19 protein-coding genes are annotated in these 18,869 nt (G+C 57.2%); 10 read left to right on the forward strand and 9 right to left on the reverse strand.

The genetic code is table 11. From position 1 onward, the window contains the following. Positions 1–128 precede the first annotated feature (128 nt). A complete protein-coding gene (locus GOV87_RS00850) occupies positions 129–842 on the forward strand; it encodes an SDR family NAD(P)-dependent oxidoreductase (RefSeq protein ID WP_371813451.1) in 714 nt (237 codons plus the stop codon). After that, a complete protein-coding gene (locus tag GOV87_RS00855; RefSeq protein ID WP_171210512.1) occupies positions 842–1,768 on the forward strand; it encodes a 3-hydroxyacyl-CoA dehydrogenase NAD-binding domain-containing protein in 927 nt (308 codons plus the stop codon). Before GOV87_RS00850 ends, GOV87_RS00855 begins: the two co-directional genes overlap by 1 nt. Before the next feature lie 21 nt (positions 1,769–1,789). Here the strand turns inward: GOV87_RS00855 and GOV87_RS00860 are convergent, their stop codons facing one another. After that, on the reverse strand, positions 1,790–2,560 hold the full coding sequence (locus GOV87_RS00860; protein WP_254447286.1) for a DUF3299 domain-containing protein: 771 nt from the start codon (positions 2,558–2,560) through the stop codon (positions 1,790–1,792). Positions 2,561–2,928: 368 nt separating this feature from the next. Between GOV87_RS00860 and GOV87_RS00865 the strand changes: the two genes are divergently transcribed. The 3 genes from GOV87_RS00865 to GOV87_RS00875 all read left to right on the forward strand — a co-directional run bounded on the left by GOV87_RS00865 (position 2,929) and on the right by GOV87_RS00875 (position 6,128). After that, positions 2,929–3,129, forward strand: a complete 201-nt coding sequence (locus GOV87_RS00865; RefSeq protein WP_171120929.1) for a hypothetical protein — start codon at positions 2,929–2,931, stop codon at positions 3,127–3,129. Beyond that, on the forward strand, positions 3,126–4,622 hold the full coding sequence (locus GOV87_RS00870; protein ID WP_171210514.1) for a GMC oxidoreductase: 1,497 nt from the start codon (positions 3,126–3,128) through the stop codon (positions 4,620–4,622). The genes GOV87_RS00865 and GOV87_RS00870 overlap by 4 nt, the downstream gene beginning before the upstream one ends. 102 nt (positions 4,623–4,724) lie before the next feature. Continuing rightward, a complete protein-coding gene (locus GOV87_RS00875) occupies positions 4,725–6,128 on the forward strand; it encodes an MATE family efflux transporter (protein ID WP_254447287.1) in 1,404 nt (467 codons plus the stop codon). A gap of 6 nt (positions 6,129–6,134) precedes the next feature. On the opposite strand, the gene GOV87_RS00880 is transcribed toward GOV87_RS00875, so the two are convergent. The 8 genes from GOV87_RS00880 to GOV87_RS00915 form a co-directional block, all read right to left on the reverse strand. After that, the gene (locus GOV87_RS00880; protein WP_171210515.1) at positions 6,135–7,235 is read right to left on the reverse strand and encodes a M56 family metallopeptidase; all 1,101 of its coding nucleotides are present in this window, start codon (positions 7,233–7,235) and stop codon (positions 6,135–6,137) included. Next, entirely contained in the window at positions 7,222–7,617 is a 396-nt protein-coding gene (locus GOV87_RS00885) for a BlaI/MecI/CopY family transcriptional regulator (protein ID WP_171120934.1), read from the reverse strand. Before GOV87_RS00885 ends, GOV87_RS00880 begins: the two co-directional genes overlap by 14 nt. A gap of 66 nt (positions 7,618–7,683) precedes the next feature. Then, complete coding sequence (locus GOV87_RS00890) at positions 7,684–8,088, reverse strand: DUF2160 domain-containing protein (protein ID WP_171210516.1); 405 nt, start codon at positions 8,086–8,088, stop codon at positions 7,684–7,686. 8 nt (positions 8,089–8,096) lie between these two features. Next, positions 8,097–8,894 (reverse strand): carbohydrate ABC transporter permease, encoded by a 798-nt coding sequence (locus tag GOV87_RS00895; RefSeq protein WP_170410573.1) that lies wholly within the window; start codon positions 8,892–8,894, stop codon positions 8,097–8,099. Then, positions 8,891–9,754, reverse strand: a complete 864-nt coding sequence (locus tag GOV87_RS00900; protein WP_170383538.1) for a carbohydrate ABC transporter permease — start codon at positions 9,752–9,754, stop codon at positions 8,891–8,893. Before GOV87_RS00900 ends, GOV87_RS00895 begins: the two co-directional genes overlap by 4 nt. Then, positions 9,751–10,827: an ABC transporter ATP-binding protein gene (locus GOV87_RS00905; protein WP_171210517.1), complete on the reverse strand. Its 1,077-nt coding sequence runs from the start codon at positions 10,825–10,827 to the stop codon at positions 9,751–9,753. Before GOV87_RS00905 ends, GOV87_RS00900 begins: the two co-directional genes overlap by 4 nt. Continuing rightward, entirely contained in the window at positions 10,827–11,876 is a 1,050-nt protein-coding gene (locus GOV87_RS00910; protein ID WP_171120941.1) for an ABC transporter ATP-binding protein, read from the reverse strand. Before GOV87_RS00910 ends, GOV87_RS00905 begins: the two co-directional genes overlap by 1 nt. Positions 11,877–11,957: 81 nt before the next feature. Beyond that, complete coding sequence (locus GOV87_RS00915; protein ID WP_171210518.1) at positions 11,958–13,697, reverse strand: ABC transporter substrate-binding protein; 1,740 nt, start codon at positions 13,695–13,697, stop codon at positions 11,958–11,960. A 316-nt stretch (positions 13,698–14,013) separates the two neighbouring features. On the opposite strand from GOV87_RS00915, the gene GOV87_RS00920 reads away from it, so the two are divergent. The 5 genes from GOV87_RS00920 to GOV87_RS00940 are packed head-to-tail and all read left to right on the forward strand — an operon-like array spanning position 14,014 to position 18,868. After that, on the forward strand, positions 14,014–15,375 hold the full coding sequence (locus GOV87_RS00920; protein WP_171210519.1) for a V-type ATP synthase subunit B: 1,362 nt from the start codon (positions 14,014–14,016) through the stop codon (positions 15,373–15,375). Continuing rightward, complete coding sequence (locus GOV87_RS00925) at positions 15,353–15,958, forward strand: V-type ATP synthase subunit D (protein WP_171210520.1); 606 nt, start codon at positions 15,353–15,355, stop codon at positions 15,956–15,958. The genes GOV87_RS00920 and GOV87_RS00925 overlap by 23 nt, the downstream gene beginning before the upstream one ends. Further along, positions 15,955–17,751 (forward strand): V-type ATP synthase subunit I, encoded by a 1,797-nt coding sequence (locus GOV87_RS00930; protein ID WP_171210521.1) that lies wholly within the window; start codon positions 15,955–15,957, stop codon positions 17,749–17,751. The genes GOV87_RS00925 and GOV87_RS00930 overlap by 4 nt, the downstream gene beginning before the upstream one ends. Next, positions 17,748–18,191 carry an ATP synthase subunit C gene (locus GOV87_RS00935; protein ID WP_170422131.1) on the forward strand — a complete coding sequence of 148 codons (444 nt, stop codon included), beginning with the start codon at positions 17,748–17,750 and terminating at the stop codon, positions 18,189–18,191. Before GOV87_RS00930 ends, GOV87_RS00935 begins: the two co-directional genes overlap by 4 nt. After that, entirely contained in the window at positions 18,191–18,868 is a 678-nt protein-coding gene (locus tag GOV87_RS00940; protein WP_171210522.1) for a hypothetical protein, read from the forward strand. Before GOV87_RS00935 ends, GOV87_RS00940 begins: the two co-directional genes overlap by 1 nt. The last annotated feature ends 1 nt before the right edge of the window (position 18,869 follow it).

The raw sequence follows: 18,869 nt of genomic DNA on the forward strand, positions 1-18,869 counted from the left end.
TCATGCCGTGGAAGCATCGGTGAAGCGGGATCGGGCCGCGATAGGTCCGTCGATGCGCAGCAAACCTGCACATTGGTTCAACGTATGAGGGTCGTGCAGTGACGCGGTTAGCAGGAAAAACAGCATTCGTGACTGGTGGGCGGCAGGGAATTGGCCGCGGAATTGTTGACGCTTTCGCACGTGAAGGCGCGTCAGTGACGACATGCGGCCGTGGGTCAAGACCGAACGGGTTGAAGGACGACATCGTCTGGATATCGCTTGATGTCACAGACGCTTCTGCCGTGGACGATCTGGCAACCTCGATCAAAGACCTGAGCATCCTTGTGAACAACGCAGGTGTGCAGGTTGAAAAGAATGTGGTCGACAGCTCGGAAGCAGATTGGGACGCGGTGGTTGGAACGAATTGTAAAGGCGTATTCAACCTCTGCCGCGCGATTATCCCCCGAATGGCAGAGGGCGGCTCGATCATCAACATCGGTTCGATATCAGGAATGGTCGCGGATCCCTCGATGGCCTTGTACAACGCATCCAAGGCCTTTGTGCATGGGCTCACCCGATCAATCGCAGTCGATCACGGGCCGAGGCTGCGCTGCAATGCGATTTGCCCCGGCTGGATTGAAACAGGCATGTTGGACGCCGGGTTTGATCTGGCGAATGACCCCGACGCTGCGCGTCGCGACGCGCTGGCGCGGCACGCTGTTCGAAGGTTCGGCAAGCCACAGGATATTGCAAACATGGCGGTCTGGCTGGCTTCGGACGAGGCAGGTTTCGCGACTGGTCAGTTGTTCACTGTTGACGGTGGCATGACTGCGGCTTCGCCCCTAAATCCAGGATTGTTTTGATGGATATTCAGCATACGGCCTGTCTTGGCGGCGGTGTTATTGGCGCAAGTTGGGCCGCATTGTTCCTGGCTTCGGGGCGGTCCGTTGCGATGTTCGACCCTGATCCGCAAGCTGAAGGAAAGGTGCGCAGCTATATAGCGGACGTCTGGCCGTCTATGGAGGAACTTGGTCTTATTCGAAACGGAAACCCGGACGCGATCACCTTTTGTCACCATGCGACGCAGGCCGTGGAAGGTGCTGGTTTTGTGCAGGAAAATGTACCTGAGCGGCTCGACATCAAGCACGCAACCTTCCACTTGATCGAACCTGCGTTAGAGGAGGATGCAATCGTCGCAAGCTCTGCTTCCGGCTTGACGCTGGGACAGATGCAAACCGGATGGGCGGACCCCTCACGCTTTGTCTTGGGGCACCCGTTCAATCCGCCGCATTTGATTCCGCTGGTTGAAGTGCAGGGAAACGACAAGACGGCTTCGGGCGTTGTCCATGCTGCGCAGGGATTTTACGAAAGCCTCGGCAAAACGACGATCCGAGTGAACAAAGAGGTGCCGGGGCATGTGGCCAACCGCCTGCAGGCTGCACTCTGGCGCGAGGCCATTCACCTTGTTGTCTCTGGCGTTGCGTCGGTTGAGGATGTCGATAAGGCGGTCTGGGCTGGACCGGGTCTGAGATGGGCGGCAATGGGGCCGACCATGTTGTTCAATCTCGGGGCAGGAGAGGGTGGTCTGGAAGCGTTCTGCGACCACTTCTCAGACACGTTCAACCGATGGTGGGATGATCTGGGTCAGGTCCATTTGACGGATGATGTGAAACGGCAAATGACCGAGGGAGTTCAGGCGGCGTCACAGGGGCAGACGCCTGCTGAACTTTCCAGAAAACGCGATGCGCTTATCGTTTCCGTGCAAAAGTCCGTATCAGGGTTGCGATAAAGCACGGCCCTTATCCCGGACCTAGTCAGCCGTCGTCTGCCCACCGGTCTTGCGACGGCCAGCCGCGCGGAGTTTGTCGGCTGCGCTGTCGCTCCACTCTAAACGATCCTCGCGGCTTTTCAGCGTTTCAACCCGATCAGCATCCAGCATGAACGTCGCTCGCATTGGCATAAGACCGTCCACGACGACCATCTGGTGGTCGGTCGGATCAATGTTCAACTGACCCGTCAAACGGACAGGTTCGTGAAAATAGGCAGGTGTCCAATCACTGTTCAGCCTGACCCGGATCATCTGGTTCGGCGGAGGAGGGGGCATGTGGCTGCACATTCCCCGTTGGGGGACCAGATACGCAATCTGGCGACCTTCTGCGTCGGGCGGCGCCGGGATTGCAAATCCCGCAACGGTTATGTTTTTGCCATCAAATACCGGATTTCCCGCGTTCGCTGCTTTTTCCCGACGCTCCATGACGACGTGACGCTGGTCAAGCAACCTGTCGATGTCGATGCCGCCTGCGGCCAAGGCAGCTTCGGTTTCGTCCAGCATCTCTTGCCAGTTCTGACGTTCGTCTCTGGTTCCGTTATCCTGTTGTAGCCTGCCGCGCAGTCGGACGACAAACAGCACATCATCGAATTCTTCGGGGCTCAGGTCGCTGTAGGGGTCTTCAAAGACTTGGGCGATCGGGTCGGGCAGGTCCGCCCAGTCAACCGAAACACCAGCCGACGCACCACTCGCATGAAGTGATAGCGCGACACTCGCGACAGCCAAACCTTGAGCCCATTTCTTCAACAACAACGACTTTTCCCGCATTTCTTGCTTTCGCCACACATAATATAGGTCACTTTGAGCCTGGAGAAGGCGGATAATTTCACCACCCAAGGTCAAAACAATCTTTTGATCCCGCGAGCGCCCATCCAAAGTGTCGTTCACTCACCCGCATATTGGTCGGCCTGAGTATAAATCGCCGCCTTAACTGCGACTTCGCTTTAGTTTCGCGCGTGCCGTTTCCCGCCTGGTTTTCGCAAAGGCCGTCCTAAATCGAGGTAAATTTTTAGGTTTTGCCAAAACCCACTCAAAGAAAGTATAATTACCGAGCTTACTGTTGCTCTGGCTGGTTTTGGCCGTTCGCGTATTTGTTGTTTGTAAGAGTATTGTGGTTACCGATGGCTTCACAGAAACGAACTGTTAAGCGGCGGCACGTTTTTGGTGTGCTGGCCGCCATTGTTTTGATACCGCCGATCACACGGGTTGGTTTCCTGCGGATTAAGGACAACCCTCTTCCACCTGTTGCAGACCCCAAACCTGTCCTAGTCGATGGCTGGTTGCTGGACGAAAGCGATCTCGACGGTGGAGAGGTGTCATGATCCTCGACGCACGAGGCGACATTCCCGCATTGGATGACCGCTACGATTGCTGCATCGTGGGAGCCGGGCCTGCAGGAATGACGCTTGCCTTCAAACTGGCAGAATCCGGGCAACGTGTTCTTTTGCTTGAAGCTGGCGATAGGGAAGTGACCTGGGAATCTCAGGACCTGTACGAAGGGGAAAATCTGGGGTTGGAATACTACCCCCTGTCCGCCCCGCGCCTTCGGGCCTTGGGTGGAAGCACGGGTCATTGGGGCGGGGTGTGCCTATTGTTGGACCGTTCTGATTTCCTGCCGCGCGATGATGTTCCGCTAAGTGGCTGGCCAATCCGCTTTGAAGATCTGGTGCCCTATCAGGAAGAGGCGGCAAACCTTCTGCAAACCGGTCGCTTCAGCGCGGATATTCGAAAGCCCGTTGATGACCTTGGAAATCTGGAGGTCGTTGAACAGCGTTTCAGTTCCGACCGCCAGTTTCATGATGTTCGAAATGAAGACCCCGTTCGTTTTGGTGTCTCTTTTCAAGACAGATTGAAGAACACTCCGAATATTGATCTGGTCCTGAACGCCAATGTCGTGGGGTTTGCGGTCGATGGTGATACAGGCCGTATCACCCAGGCGCAGGTTCGCAATTATGAAGATGGGCAGGGCGTGGCCACGGCTGACCGGTTTGTGTTGGCATTGGGCGGCATCGAAACCAGCCGCATGTTGCTGCACCTGAATGCGGGTCACGAAAATCGCTTTGGCAACCAGAACGATATGGTCGGGCGGTGTTTCATGGAACACCCGATTATCGACAACGACACCTACTTTATTACCAAGCGGCTCTATTCGCACTCACCCACGTGGGAGCTTGAACGCCTGTTGCGCCGGTCCCGGCCCGAACTTTTGCTGAGCCCCAGTCACGATCACATGCTCAAGAATGGATGGCTGAATTCTGCAGTGCGGCTGCAACGTCTCAACCCTCTGCCGATCAGAGAAAAAGCAATCGGCGACGCCGAGTTTATCAAGAGCCTGCAATTCGAAGAGGACTACTTCTTCACCGGGACGTCCTTTGTGATGGGGGAACAGCAGCCCAATCCCGCAAGCCGAATTGTGCTGACCGAAAATCGGGATAGGTTTGGCTTGGGTATCGTCGGGCTGGACCTGCGTTTGACCGAGAAAGATATCGAAACCCTGCGCGGTTCCACAGCCGAAGCTGCCAAGTTCCTGATCCGCAGCGGGCTGGGTCGAATGCGCGTCGATCCGTTCCTTTGGAATCGTGAGCCGCTGGAACAGTTGCCACTTGACTATTCCAGTCATCATATGGGCGGCGCGCGTATGTCTTTGACATCTGAAACCGGCGTGGTCGACGCCAATTGCAAGGTGCATGGTGCGCCCAACCTTTATGTTGCGGGGTCAGGGGTTTTCCCAACTTGTGGGCATGCAAACCCGACCTTCACGATTGTTCAGCTTTCACTACGTCTGGCCGAGCATTTGGCTGATCCAACCGCCTAGGGTGCCGCAGACCGCAAAAGACCGGATGGCCCTAATAAACGGTTGCTTAATCGCGGTGTCCGCTGGCAAATTGCAGTCGCAAGCGGGGGGGACATCGAGCACATGCTTTCAGGATCGTCGGGCAAGGCTGTTTTTCTGACAGGCAGCCTGATGCGGCACGTCACACGGATGTCGCTGACCACTAGTATCGGGTTGATGGCAATATTTGCCGTCGACTTTGTGGACATGGTCTTCATTTCGATGCTGGGCAATGACGCGCTGGCCGCGGCCGTGGGATACGCTGGCACTCTGCTGTTTTTTACAAATTCCGTTAATGTCGGTCTTTCGATCGCCGCAGGTGCGCTGGTGGCGCGAGAACTGGGTGCTGGGCGGCCCGAACGTGCAAGGCAGTTCGCGACCAGTGTTGCTATTCTGGGCATATTGTTTGGTTTAATCGTGTCCGCCATCGTGATGATTAACATACGCTTTCTTCTGTCTGCTTTGGGGGCAGAAGGTGAGGTGCTGCGTCTGGCGGCGCGCTACGTGTCGATCATTTTGCCGACCATGTGGGTCATGGCCATGGCGATGGCTGGCATGGCCGTTCTGCGCGCGAACGGGGACGCCCGGCGTTCGATGATGGCGACGATTTATGGTGGGATCACAAACGCTGTCCTGGACCCGATCCTGATTTTCGCTGTGGGGCTCGGTCTGGACGGTGCGGCCATTGCGTCAGTGATCGCACGCCTTTGCATGTTGATCGCTGCGATCAGGCCCGCCGTGCGTGTGCACCGCGCGTTTGCGCGCCCGTCGTTCCAACAGGTTCTTGGCGATTTCCGCTCGGTACGGGCAATTGCTGTTCCTGCTGTTTTGACGAATGTGGCAACCCCGGTGGGAAATGCAATCGTCATCCGTGAAATCGCCCAATTCGGCACAGATGCCGTTGCTGGTATGGCCGTGATCGGACGGCTGATACCTGTTGCATTCTCGGTCATCTTTGCCCTGTCAGGGGCAATCGGGCCGATCGTAGGGCAGAATTTCGGAGCCGGACAACACGACCGCGTAAAAGAAGCCTTTTGGTCCGGGGTCAAGTTTACGGCCGTCTATGTCTGCCTCATGGCCGCAACGCTGTATTTCCTACGCGCACCTATCGCGGACTTGTTCCGCGCGCAGGGGGAAACGCGGGTCTTGATCTATCTTTTCTGCGGGCCTCTGGCGCTTGCGTCATTCTTCAATGGGGTGATTTTTGTCTCCAATGCCAGCTTTAACAATTTGGGTCACCCCGTGTATTCGACCTGGGTCAACTGGGGGCGACACACTTTGGGAACCTGGCCATTCGCCGTGGCTGGTGCCTATATCGCAGGCGCGCCCGGCGTTTTGATCGGGCAGGCAATGGGGGGCGTCATATTCGCGGCGATCTGTATCGTTCTAGTCCGCCGCGTCGTGTCGCGATTGAAGGAACCTCAGCCAGTTGACCCGTTTTCGGGACAAAAACGGCTTCAGGCTCTATTTGGACGGCGCGGTTGGTAGGCAAGGTCAGTCGGTCTGACTGCTGCGCGCTTCCAACCTTTCAAGGTTCACCACAGTGGACAGCATGATGCGGTCGTGGCTCCAATCATCTGCCTGACGCACCGAGGCTGCGGCCAATCCAAGCACCATCGCAAACGCGATTGTCAGGCCGAGAAACAGAAGCGGCATGGAAGATTGAACCGAGGGTGCTTCGGCCAAGGCGATTACCCGTTGACGCAGCACTCGTTTTGCCTTGCCTCCCGTTACCAAGGCTACGTTCAAGACGCGTGGGCTTCCTTGAACAACGGTTCTGGCGCAATAGTCCAATAGACAGGTTGTATAGTCACGCGCATTGATACCCCTGCGGGCAACAACGGATTGGTCGCAAGCAAGTTCGCGGAGCCGGTCAAACTGGTATTTCAAAACAACATAGGCCGGGTTCCAGAACAGGAGCGGGCGCATCAATTCAAAACCCAGTTCCCACTCAACATCTCCGGCGCGCACGTGCTGCAACTCATGTGCCAGCGCAAAGCGCAATTCGCGCGGGGTATCAAGAAGATGGCTGGGCAAGACTACATGGCGTCGGCGCAGACCGCGCACCGCAAAAGGTACGGCGATGCGATCAGATAGCCGGATATCTACCTTGGCAGAACGCCGCCATAGATAGCTGCTGTTGATCGTGTTGCGTATCGCCAAAGCGTCATACGCAATCCGAACCGCGTACCCCACCGATATGATTGCAAGAAGGACAATCACAGCAGACACAACCGGATACTCGCCCGAGAAGACCAGATCGCCCCAGCGCTGACGTGTGTTGAGCAGCGCCTCAAACTGAGTGGCTGGCATGGCAATATCGCCTCGCAGATAAGCGGCGACAGCGATATCGCCGATCGCGACAACACCGCGGGCCGATGTCTGAGCGGCCAGTGCGAAAACGCCAAGGGCAAGCGCAGGACTGAGAACAACGCACAGGCACAGCGCCTTAAGCGCACGAAGCTGGATTACAAACCCATGTTGCAAAGGCGTCTTTGCAAGGGCAGCTCTGACCGCCAACCAAACAAATGCTGCCAGAACAAGTACAAGGTTCAGTTCGAGATAGGCATCGAGAACCGGTTTAACCGCCGTCATTTTGCAGTCTCCTTTCTACCAATGCCCGAATTTCCTCTAGATCGGCTTCGCTAAGGCCGGCGTCGTCCACCAGACGCGCGACCAGCGTGGCAGGTGTGTCGTCGAACAAAGTTCGCGACAGGTTCTGCAGCGACCGGGCCTGATACCTGTCTTTCTCCAGTAGCGGCGTATAGATCAGCGTCTTTCCGTCCTTGCGGCTTTCGACAAAGCCTTTCTCGTCGAGAATACGCAGGATGGTGGCGCCGGATGTATAAGCGAGATTGCGTTCAGCAGGCAGACGATCAAGCACGTCACGGACCGAGCCCTGACCAAGTGCCCAAAGCTCATTCATGAACTCGAGCTCTACTTCGGTCAGCAGGTTTGTTGTTTTTTTCTTTCGCATCGGTCTTTCGTGTCGCATTTTTTAGTATGCCTGACAGACAAGCATCCTTTCGCTGTTTCGCAAAGCTCAAACTTTCCAGAAGACGAAAATACCCCAGCCGATTGACAGGAACAGCGGTGTCCAGACGGGCTGTCCCACGAACCCCAGCCAGGCAAGAAAGATGTAGGCCGATCCTAATAGGGTGATGAACAGACGATCGCCCAGTGTGGTCGTCAGGCCCAGAACGCCGCGCCGTTCGATCCCGTCGCGGTACTTGGTGGCTTCGAGGACACCGATCAAAGCAATAGCTGAGAAGATGCCAACAAATACGGCCAGTGTGGCCGGCGTCCATGCCATCCAAAAATCGGGCCAAAGGGGATCCGTCCAGGAAAAACCTTTCTCTTCTTCTTGTCCGACATTGCCCCAACCGGCTTTGGCTTGGGCGAAGGCCGTTGAAGGCAGGAAGGGGAGGGTAAGTAGTAGTTTACGCATATCGAACCTCACACACGGCCCATCGCGAACCCGCGCGCGATGTAGTTGCGGACAAACCAGATGACGATGGCGCCGGGGATAATGGTGAGCGTCCCGGCGGCTGCCAGCAGGCCAAGTTCATACCCAGCGCTGGAGGCGGTGCGGGTCATCACAGCGGCGATGGGTTTGGCCTCAACCGCCGTAAGCGTCTTGGCCAACAGCATCTCGACCCACGAGAACATGAAGCAGAAGAACGCCGCCACACCCACGCCCGCTTTGATGTTGGGCAGAAAGATCGTCACGAAGAAACGCGGGAAGGAATAGCCATCGACATAGGCGGTTTCGTCCAGTTCCTTGGGGATGCCGCGCATGAAACCTTCCAGAATCCACACCGCCAGTGGCACGTTAAACAGCGTATGCGCCAGCGCCACAGCCAGATAGGTGTCGAACAGGTGGATCGACGAATAAAGCTGAAAGAATGGCAGCGCGAACACGGCTGCCGGAGCCATGCGGTTGGTCAACAGCCAGAAGAACAATTGCTTGTCACCCAGGAACCGATAGCGCGAGAACGCATAGGCCGCGGGCAGGGCAACGCAGACCGAAAGTACTGTGTTAAGGGTCACATAGGTGATTGAGTTGATGTATCCCCAGTACCACGTCGGATCCGTAAAGATCGTGATGTAATTGTCCAGCGTAAAGGTCTGTGGAAACAGGGAAAAGCCCGACAGGATCTCGTTCGTGGTCTTGAAGGACATCGCCACTAGCCAATAGATCGGCAGCATCAGGAACGCGATATACAGGATCGGGATAAGGGACCGCTTCTTCATTGCGCGTCATCCTTTGTCATCAGAGTGTAGAAGAGCCATGAGACCAGCAGCGTGATGGCGAAATAGATCAGGCTCATCGCGGCTGCAGGGCCAAGGTCGAACTGTCCCAACGCGATCTTCACAAGGTCGATCGACAGCAAGGTGGTCGAATTGCCGGGGCCGCCTCCAGTCAAAACGAAGGGCTCGGTATAGATGTTGAAACTGTCCATAAAGCGCAGCAGGACGGCGATGGTCAGAACGGTTTTCATCTTGGGAAGCTGGATATAGCGGAACACCGACCACGGGCTGGCTCCGTCGATCTTGGCGGCTTGGTAATAGGCATCCGGGATCGACACAAGACCCGCATAACACAGCAACACCACCAGCGAAGTCCAGTGCCAGACATCCATGACGATAACCGTGATCCAGGCCGACAGGGGCTGTTGCGTCATGTCATAGTTGATGCCTAGAACGTCATTCAGGAAATATCCCATCAGGCCGATTTTCGGCAGGGTGAAGATGTTCCACATCGAGCCAACCACGTTCCACGGGATCAGCATCGGCAGGGCCATCAGCACCAGACAGACCGGCACCCAGAACCCTTTGCGGGGCATAGACAGGGCCACGATGATGCCCAAGGGCACCTCGATCAGCAGGATCAGGAAGGTAAAGAGGAACTGCCGACCGAGGGCCGCTTGGAACCGGTCCGAACGCAGGATTTGTTCGAACCAGCCCAGCCCTTCCCAGAAGAACTGGTTGTTACCAAAGGTTTCCTGCACCGAATAGTTGACTACCGTCATCATCGGCACCAGCGCGTTGAATGCGACCAGTGCCAGCACGGGCAGGACAAAGAACCATGCTTTTTGGTTTTCCGTTCTCATTGCGACCGCTCCTCGGTTGCGATCCAGCCGTCGCGGTAGACGCGGGATTGTTCTGGTTTGAATTGCAGAAAGACCTCTGATCCCGGCTCGGGCACACTGTGTTCCGTCACCGCCTTGAGGGCCGTATTGCCGACCATGGCGCTGACCACGTAGTGGCGGCCGATATCAGCCACCTTGGTTACATGGGCCGGGATACCGGTGTCGCCAAAACCCACATACTCGGGGCGAATGCCCAGATCGGTGCGACCTCCGTCACCGTGAGTGGGGCCTTCCAGCATCACCTCATGACCCTCGAAAACGGCACGGTCGCCTTTGGCCTCGCAGGGCAGAACATTCATACCGGGCGAGCCGATAAAATGACCCACAAACGTATGCTGAGGCCGCTCGAACAGTTCAACCGGCGTGCCGATCTGCACAACTTCGCCTTCCTGCATCACCACCACTTCGTCGGCAAAGGTCAGCGCCTCGGTCTGGTCGTGGGTCACGTAGATCATCGTCGCTTTGACGCGCTGGTGCAGCTCTTTCAGCTTGGACCGAAGTTTCCACTTCAGGTGCGGGTCAATAACGGTCAGCGGTTCGTCGAACATCACCGCGTTCACGTCATCACGGACCAGCCCGCGCCCCATCGAGATCTTTTGCTTGTTGTCCGGACTCAGGCCGCTGGCGCGGGTGTTCAGCATGTCCGTGACGTCCAGCATCTCGGCAATCTCATCGACGCGGCGCTTGATGGTTGCAGGATCGACTCCCCGGTTCTTCAGCGGAAAGGCCAGGTTTTCGCCCACGGTCATCGTGTCGTAGATCACCGGAAACTGGAACACCTGCGCAATGTTGCGCTGATCAGGGGGCAGGGCGGTCACGTCCTGACCATCGAACAGGATCTGCCCCTCGGATGGGGTCAGCAGGCCCGAGATGATGTTCAGCAGAGTTGACTTGCCGCAACCCGACGGACCCAACAGCGCATAGGCCCCGCCATCGCGCCACGTCACGTCGATTTCCTTCAGTGCATAGTCCTCGGGACCTTTCGGGGCCGGCATATAGCTGTGCCTAAGGTTTGAAAGCTTGATCTGAGCCATTAGACAACCCTTTTTCCGTCTTGGCTGAAGTACCGGCAATGCGCTGGATTCATGTAGAAACTATGGTCTTCGCCAACCTGATAAGGGTGCACACCTGCCGCCAATGACACCCAGGCGTCGTCCCCATGTTGGAAATGCGCACTGGAATCCGAGCCCGAAAGCTCGGTCACGATCACGCGGCCCGTCAGTTCTACATCGATGTCAGATGTGCGGAATGGGGTCACCCGGTGCGGGCGGACGGCGACCATGTATTCGCCATCGGCCATGTCCGAGACTGCCCAGCCTCCACCGCCTGCAAGCTGCGCCTGCGTGCCTGATACGGTGATGCGCGCCACGTTGATCGGCGGGTCTGAAAAGACGCGCGCAGCCGCGATGTTTTCGGGGTTGCGATAAATATCTGCGGTCGGGCCGAACTGCGTCACACGTCCATCTTCCATCAGGGCGGTGTAGCCGCCCAGCAGCAACGCCTCTTCGGGTTCTGAGGTCGCATAGACCACCACGGCCCCGCGCCCGGCGAACAGATCGGGCAACTGCTCGCGCAGTTCTTCGCGCAATTTGTAGTCGAGGTTGGCCAGCGGTTCGTCCAGAAACACCGCGCGGCTTTCCTTGGCAATTGCGCGGGCCAGCGCAGTACGTTGCTGCTGGCCGCCCGACAGCTCATGCGGGCGGCGGTGCAACATAGGGCGCAGTTGCAGCAGATCGGCTGCCTCTTCCACGCGGCCCTCGATCTCGGATTTCGCCATGCCCGCCACGCGCAGCGGCGACGCGATGTTGTCGAATACAGTCATATGCGGGTAGTTCACGAAGAACTGGTGGACGAGGCTGATCTGCCGTTTTTGCGTGTTCAGCCGGGTCACGTTCTGCCCGTCCATCAGCACTTTGCCAGAGGCGATCGGGTCCAGCCCGGCCATCATCTTGATCAGAGAGGTCTTGCCTGATCCCGTCGCGCCCAACAGCACATTGAAATGGCCGGTCTGAAGCGTCAGGTTTGTGGGCTTGATGTGGATGACGTTGCCAACCCGTTTGGTGGCGTCTTGAAGTTCGATCATGTCCGTGGGTTCCGGTCCTTCAGTGCGGTGCACTGGTCTTGGTGTGGGGATGCCGCGCACGGCATCCCCGGTTTCATTGGCTTAGTTGGCCTGCCAGCGCGCCACCAGCTCGTCATAGTTGACAGTCTGGCCTTGCGGCTTTTCGTTTTCCAACTTGGCCTTTGGCGAACCGGCTTTCTCCAACCAGAAGGCAGGATCTTGCGGTTCGTTCAGACGCGGACCACAGCCGCCGTAGACACCGGCGCTTTCATCCGCAGCCTGCATCCGGGCCATGGTGATGTCCATTTCCTCGGCCAGACGGTCCATCGCCTCTTGCGGAGTGAACGCGCCCGAGTTCACATCACCGATCTGCTGCCACCAGATTTGGGCCAGCTTCGGATAGTCCGGCACGTTGATGCCGGTCGGCGACCATGCCACACGGTCAGGCGAGCGGTAGAACTCGACCAGACCACCCAGCTTGGGTGCACGTTCGGTGAACGACTCGTGGTTGACCGAGCTGTCGCGGATGAAGGTCAGACCCACATGGGACTTCTTCACATCAACAGTCTTCGACGTCACGAACTGAGCGTAAAGCCAAGCCGCCTGAGCACGATCTTCGGGGGTCGATTTCAGGAAGGTCCACGACCCCACGTCCTGATAGCCAACCTTCTGGCCGTCTTCCCAATAGGGGCCATGCGGGCTGGGGGCCATCCGCCACAACGGCGTGCCCTCGTCATCCACGGTGTTGTTGCCTTCGGATTTCGGCTTCACCATGTCGGCGGTAAATGCGGTGTACCAGAAGATCTGCTGTGCCACGTTGCCTTGGCTGAGCGCGGGCAACGACTGGTAGAAGTCATAAGACGCCGCACCCGGAGGCGCATAGTTCCGCAGCCATTCGTCCCACTTGCGGATCGCATAGACCGCAGCCGGGCCGTTTGCAGCACCACCGCGCGAAACGGACGCACCAACAGGATTACAAGTGCCCGCTTCCATGCGGATGCCCCATTCGTCGACCGGAACACCGTTAGGCTCGCCCACGTCACCGGCACCGGCCATTGACAGCCATGCGTCGGTCATACGCCAGCCAAGGTCAGGCGCACGCTTGCCGTAATCCATGTGGCCATAGATCGCGACGCCGTCGACTTCTTTCACGTCGTTGGTGAAGAATTCGGCGATGTCTTCGTATGCCGACCAGTTGACCGGAACGCCCAGGTCGTAGCCGTACTTTTCTTTGAAGGCCGCCTTGTTTGCTTCGTCGTCGAACCAGTCCTTGCGGAACCAGTAAAGGTTGGCGAACTGCTGGTCAGGCAATTGGTACAACTTACCATCGGGACCGGTGGTGAACTGAATGCCCATGAAGTCATCCAGATCCAGTGTCGGCGAAGTTGTCGCCGCCCAGTCGCCTTCCATCATGTCTGTCAGCGGATAGGCCAGTTGCAGACGCGAGTGGGTGCCGATCAGATCACTGTCGTTGACATAGCCGTCATACAGGTTACGTCCGGTTTGCATCTGAGTTTGAACAGCCTGAACCACCTCACCCTCACCGAGGATCTGGTGGTTGACCTTGATGCCGGTGATTTCCTCGAACGCCTTGGTCAGAACCTCGGATTCATAGGAATGGGTTGGGATACCCTCTGACAGGACGTTGATTTCCATGCCGGCATAGGGCTGTGCAGCTTCGATGAACCACTTCATCTCACCCATCTGCTCGTCTTTCGACAGCGTTGATGGCTGGAATTCGTCATCAATCCAACGTTGTGCTGCGGCTTCGTCAGCCCAAGCAGGGCCGTGCCCCGCAATGACGGCAGCCGCCGCCACTGCGGAAAGTAGATGTCTCCGCATCTGTCTCCTCCCAAAGATTATGAGTTCCGGTATTGACCGGATGACGAACAGCATCAGCGATTTCGCGCTTAGCTGTCAAACTAATTTTTTAGTAAATGGCATAGTTTCTCGTTAAGTAATTGTTTTACATTGGAAACGCATCGTTCTTGCGCAATCTGAGGAGGCCGCGGATTAAAGCGCGCTTCATTCCGTCCTCAGGTTTATCTTTCCTTGCCAAGTCCTTGATTCTTTGTAAGCTGATCGTGATTTCGCTGGTTTCGAGCGGATATCTTGTCCAGAGAAATCGCTATTTCTTTTAGACGACTGAGGTTCGACGATGTCCCAAAGTCTTTTGAAGTACACTCGTGTTCTGGAAATTGTCGGGGACACGATCAAGGTCAGGGTCCCGCTGGACGGCGAAGCCGATGCGGCGGTTCGGTTCAACGACCTGGCCGTGATCGAAACGGTGGACGGGCACAAGACGCTGGCGCAGGCGATTTTCATCGACCGCGATGTTGTGACCCTACAGGTGTTTTCCGGCACCAAGGGTATCTCGACCGAGGCAACCGCGACCTTTCTGGGCCACCCGATGCAGACGCCCTATTCGGCCAACATTCTGGGCCGCGTCTTTGACGGGGCAGGGGTGGCGATCGACGGTGGGCCGGACCTGTCCTCCGAGCCGCGGATCGACATTGGTGGGCCAACGGTGAACCCCTCGGAGCGGGCTGTGCCCAACAAGATGATCCGCACCGACGTGCCGATGATCGACGTGTTCAACACACTAGTCGAAAGCCAGAAAATCCCGATCTTTTCGGTCTCGGGCGAGCCGTTCAATGCGTTCCTCAGTCGGATCGGTATTCAGGCTGATGCCGATATCGTGGTCTTTGGCGGGTTGGGGCTGATCTTTGACGATTACCACACATTCCGGACCTCGTTCGAGGATGCGGGCGTGTTTTCCCGCACGGTGATGTTCGTCAATCAGGCGATGGACCCGCTGGTGGAACGGCTGTTGGTGCCCGATATGGCGCTGGCGGTGGCCGAGAAATTCGCGGTCGAGGAAGGTAAGCGAGTATTGGTGCTACTGACCGACATGACCGCCTATGCCGATGCAATGAAAGAGGTGGGGATCAGTCAGGAACGCGTGCCGTCGCAGCGCGGTTATATGGGAGATCTCTATTCCCAACTCGCGCGGCGGTATGAGAAAGCGTGTGATTACGCCAAGGGCGGCTCGGTCACGGTGCTGACCGTGACGACAATGCCCGGCAATGACGTAACCCATCCGGTGCCAGATAACACGGGCTATATCACTGAGGGGCAGTTTTACCTGCATTCGGGGGTGATTGATCCGTTTGGCAGCCTGTCGCGCCTCAAGCAGAACGTGATCGGCAAGACCACGCGCGAGGATCACGGGCAGATCATGAATACGATGATCCGGTTCTATTCCGAAAGCCGAGACGCCGCGCAGAAACAGGCGATGGCGTTTGATCTGTCGGATTACGATCACCAATTGCTGAAATTCGGCGCGCTGTTTCGCAAGCGGTTCATGGATATCAACGTCTCGATCCCGCTTGAGGACGCGCTGAATCTGGGGTGGAAGACGCTGGCCGAGTGTTTCCAGCCTGATCAGTTGCTGATGAAGCAGGCCTTGGTCGACAAGTATTACCCAAAGGATGTCGATGGCGCGGTTGCAGCTGAATAAATCGTCGCTGGCCCGCCAGCAGACCCAGCTGAAAAGCTATGAGCGGTTCCTGCCGTCGCTGGACCTCAAACGCCAGCAGTTGATGGCGGAACGTGCCAAAGCCCGCGAAGACGTCCAACGCTTGCAGCAAGAGGTGCATAATCTGGCGCAGCAGGTCGGGGAAAAACTGCCGATGTTGGCGCAGCAAGGGGTCGATCTGGACGGGCTTGTTGAGCTGAAGGATTATAGGTTGAAAGAGGTCAACGTGGTCGGCGTCAAGATGCCCGACCTAGACCGGATCGAAGTTGCTGTGCGGCCCTATTCGGTGTTGGCGAAACCGCATTGGGTCGATGCCGCTGCCGGCCTGTTGCATGACATGATTGAGGCGCGGTTGCGCGTCAAAGTCGCCGAAGAACGGGTGCGCATCTTTGACAAGGCCGTGGCCACGATTACGCAGCGGGTGAACCTGTTCGAAAAGGTTCTGATCCCACGCGCCAAGGCCAATATCAAGAAAATCCGCATCTACCTGAGCGATGAGCAGATTCAATCGGTTGTGCGCTCGAAAATCTCTAAGCGTAAACATGCGCAGGAGGCGCTGACATGAGCGTTGCGCGGCTGAAGAAACTGTCCCTCGTCGGACCTGCCGCGCGGAAGGGCGATACGCTGGAGGCGTTGCAGGAGCTAGGCTGTATGCATGTGCTGCCGCTTGCGCCTCCGCCATCCGAGCCGGAAAAGATCAGCGAGCGCGGCGCGCGCAATGCGTATAAGGCGCTGCGCTTTTTGACGGATGTGCCAGAGCCGCGCCGACAGATACAGCGTGATCCGGTGTTCGATATGGATCAGTTCGTGCGTGACGTGTTGGACCTGATGCAGCGCACCCGCGATATGACGGATCGCCGGGATTTTCTGGCCGACCGGATCGCGCAGGTTCGCCCTTGGGGGGACCTGGATTTTCCGCCGACCGATGTGCTGGCGGGTAATCGGCTATGGTTCTATCAGCTTCCCCTGAAACATCGCGATGCATTGTCAAACATCAATCTGCCCTGGGCGATTTTGCAGGAGGACCATCGGTACATTTACGCCGTTCTGATCGCGCCCGATGATCCGGGCGATGATATCCTGCCGGTGCCGCGTACGCATACCGGTTCTTTGCCGATTCACGAATTGGAAGCGCAACTGGAAGAAGCCGAGATCGCGATTGAGGCGTTGGAGGCTGAACGGGTTGCCCAAACACGTTATCTGACCCTGATGCGCCGTAACTTGTCGGCAGCAGAAAGCGCCGCAGAACTGGCTCATGCGACCCAGAAGGTCCGCGACGCAGAGGCGATGTTCGCCTTGCAGGGCTGGGTGCCCGAGGACCGTATCGAAGCGGTTCTGGACATGGCCAAATCCAAAGATGCCGCTGTTCTGATTGAAGAACCGGGGCCGGATGACAATCCACCGACTCTGCTGGAGCAACCGGAGGACCGAAGCGCGGCCGTTGATCTTGCGTTGTTCTATCAGGTGCCGGGGTACAAGGACTGGGACCCGAGTATCATCGTCGCCGCGTCATTCGCGTTTTTCTTTGCCATGATCGTGGCGGATGCAGGTTACGGAGCAGTCATACTGCTGGGTCTTTTGGCATTCTGGAAACGCATGGGAAAAACGCCGCGCGAAAGGTCTTGGCGCCGATATGGAGTGATGATTTCCAGCGCTACGATCATCTACGGTGTGCTGGTCGGCAGCTATTTTGGTGCATCACCAGCCGACGGCACGGTTTGGGCCAAGCTCAAGATACTGGACCTCAACAACTTTGGTGCGATGATGATGATCTCGATCGTGGTTGGCGTATTGCATCTGGTGTTGGCCAATGCTTTGGCCGCGCGCGCGGCGTGGGGGCAGCGGAGGGCCGTTGCAAACCTTGGCTGGATCGGAGCCTTGATTGGCGGGTTTATTCTGTGGCTCAGCTATATGAAGGGTGGGACGATGCTGCCGGGCTCGATTGTATTGGCTGCGGGTGTTCTTGCCATTGTCCTGTTTTCAAGCGAGCGGGTGGTGCGTAAACCAATCGACTGGCTGTGGCGGCTGATAGATGGGCTACAAAGCCTTGCTGGTGCGATGGGGGCATTTGGCGATGTGCTGAGCTATATGCGTCTGTTTGCGCTGGGTCTGGCCTCGGCGTCGCTTGCGATCACGTTCAATGATTTGGCGGTTTCGGTGATGCAGGCGATGAAGGGGCCGGGCATTTTGTTCGGGCTGTTGATCCTGATCGTCGGTCATATTCTGAACTTCGCCCTCGCGATGATGAGCGGTGTCGTTCACGGTTTGCGTCTCAATTATATCGAATTCTTTAAATGGGGTCTGCCGGATGAAGGCATCGTCTTTCGCCCGTTCGCCCGCAAGGAGGTACAGGAATGAATGAGCTTGTATTGACATTGGGTTGGCTGGGTATTTACGCGCCAATGGCGTTGGGCGCGGCGGCAAGTGCCATTGGGTGCGCAATCGCTGGGCAGGCCAGCATCGGCGCGATGACTGAAACCGAAGGCGGCTATGGTCGGTTCGTCGGTGTCTCGGCATTTCCGTCAACGATGGTGATCTACGGGATTGTCATCATGTTTACCCTGAACCGCGATGTGACGCCCGAAAATGCGGGCGGGTTGTTCGGGATCGGCATCCTATCGGGCATTGCGCTGATGTACTGCGGCATCTGGCAAGGACGGGCCTGCGCCGCGGCGATCAATGCAACAAAAGAGAAACCAGAAATCTTCGGCTTGGCGCTTGCTCCGGCGGCGATCATCGAAGGGTTTGGCGTTTTCGCCTTCGTATTTGCCTTGGTCATCAGCGCGGGGATTAGCTGATGGTACAGGATGGAATGATTTCTCATGGTGTTGATGCCCTGATCGACAAGCTGCGAAATGACGGCGTTGCCGCAGGTCAGGCCGAGGCCGAGAAGCTACGCGCCGAGGCCAAGGCTGAGGCCGCCAAGATCCTTGCAGATGCCAAGCACGAGGCTGAGGCGCATCAGAAGAAAGCCCGCGCCGACTCGGACAATTACCGCGCGGCTGGAGAAGAGGCGCTGAATACCGCGATGCGCGATGCCGTTTTGACGATGAAAGCTGGCCTGACCGACCGTTTCCGCAAGGATGTCGAGCGCCTTGTCACCAAGGAAATGGCTAATCCCGAGATGCTGAAACAGATGATCCTTGAGGTTGTTGGGCGGGCCGCAGCAGGTGCCAAGCTGGATGGTAAAGTGCAGGTGGTCCTGCCCGCGAAAGTGGCCACTCAGGAAGATATCAAGCAGAACGCCGACGATATCCAGTCTGGTAAATTGACCAAGTATGTGCTGGGTTTGACCGCCGAAATGCTGCGGGAACAAGTCGAGCTGCACGCGTCAGACGATACCCAGGATGGCATTCGCATTCAGGCCGAGGAGCAGGGCGTTGTTCTGGACCTCACCGACAAAGCCGTGGCCTCGCTGTTGATGGAGCATCTGCAACCCAGATTCCGCGCCGTGCTGGAAGGCGTGATCCGCTGAC

Origin of the sequence: Ruegeria sp. HKCCA5426 (assembly GCF_013034585.1) — a bacterium.
Taxonomy (GTDB): Bacteria; Pseudomonadota; Alphaproteobacteria; order Rhodobacterales; family Rhodobacteraceae; genus Ruegeria.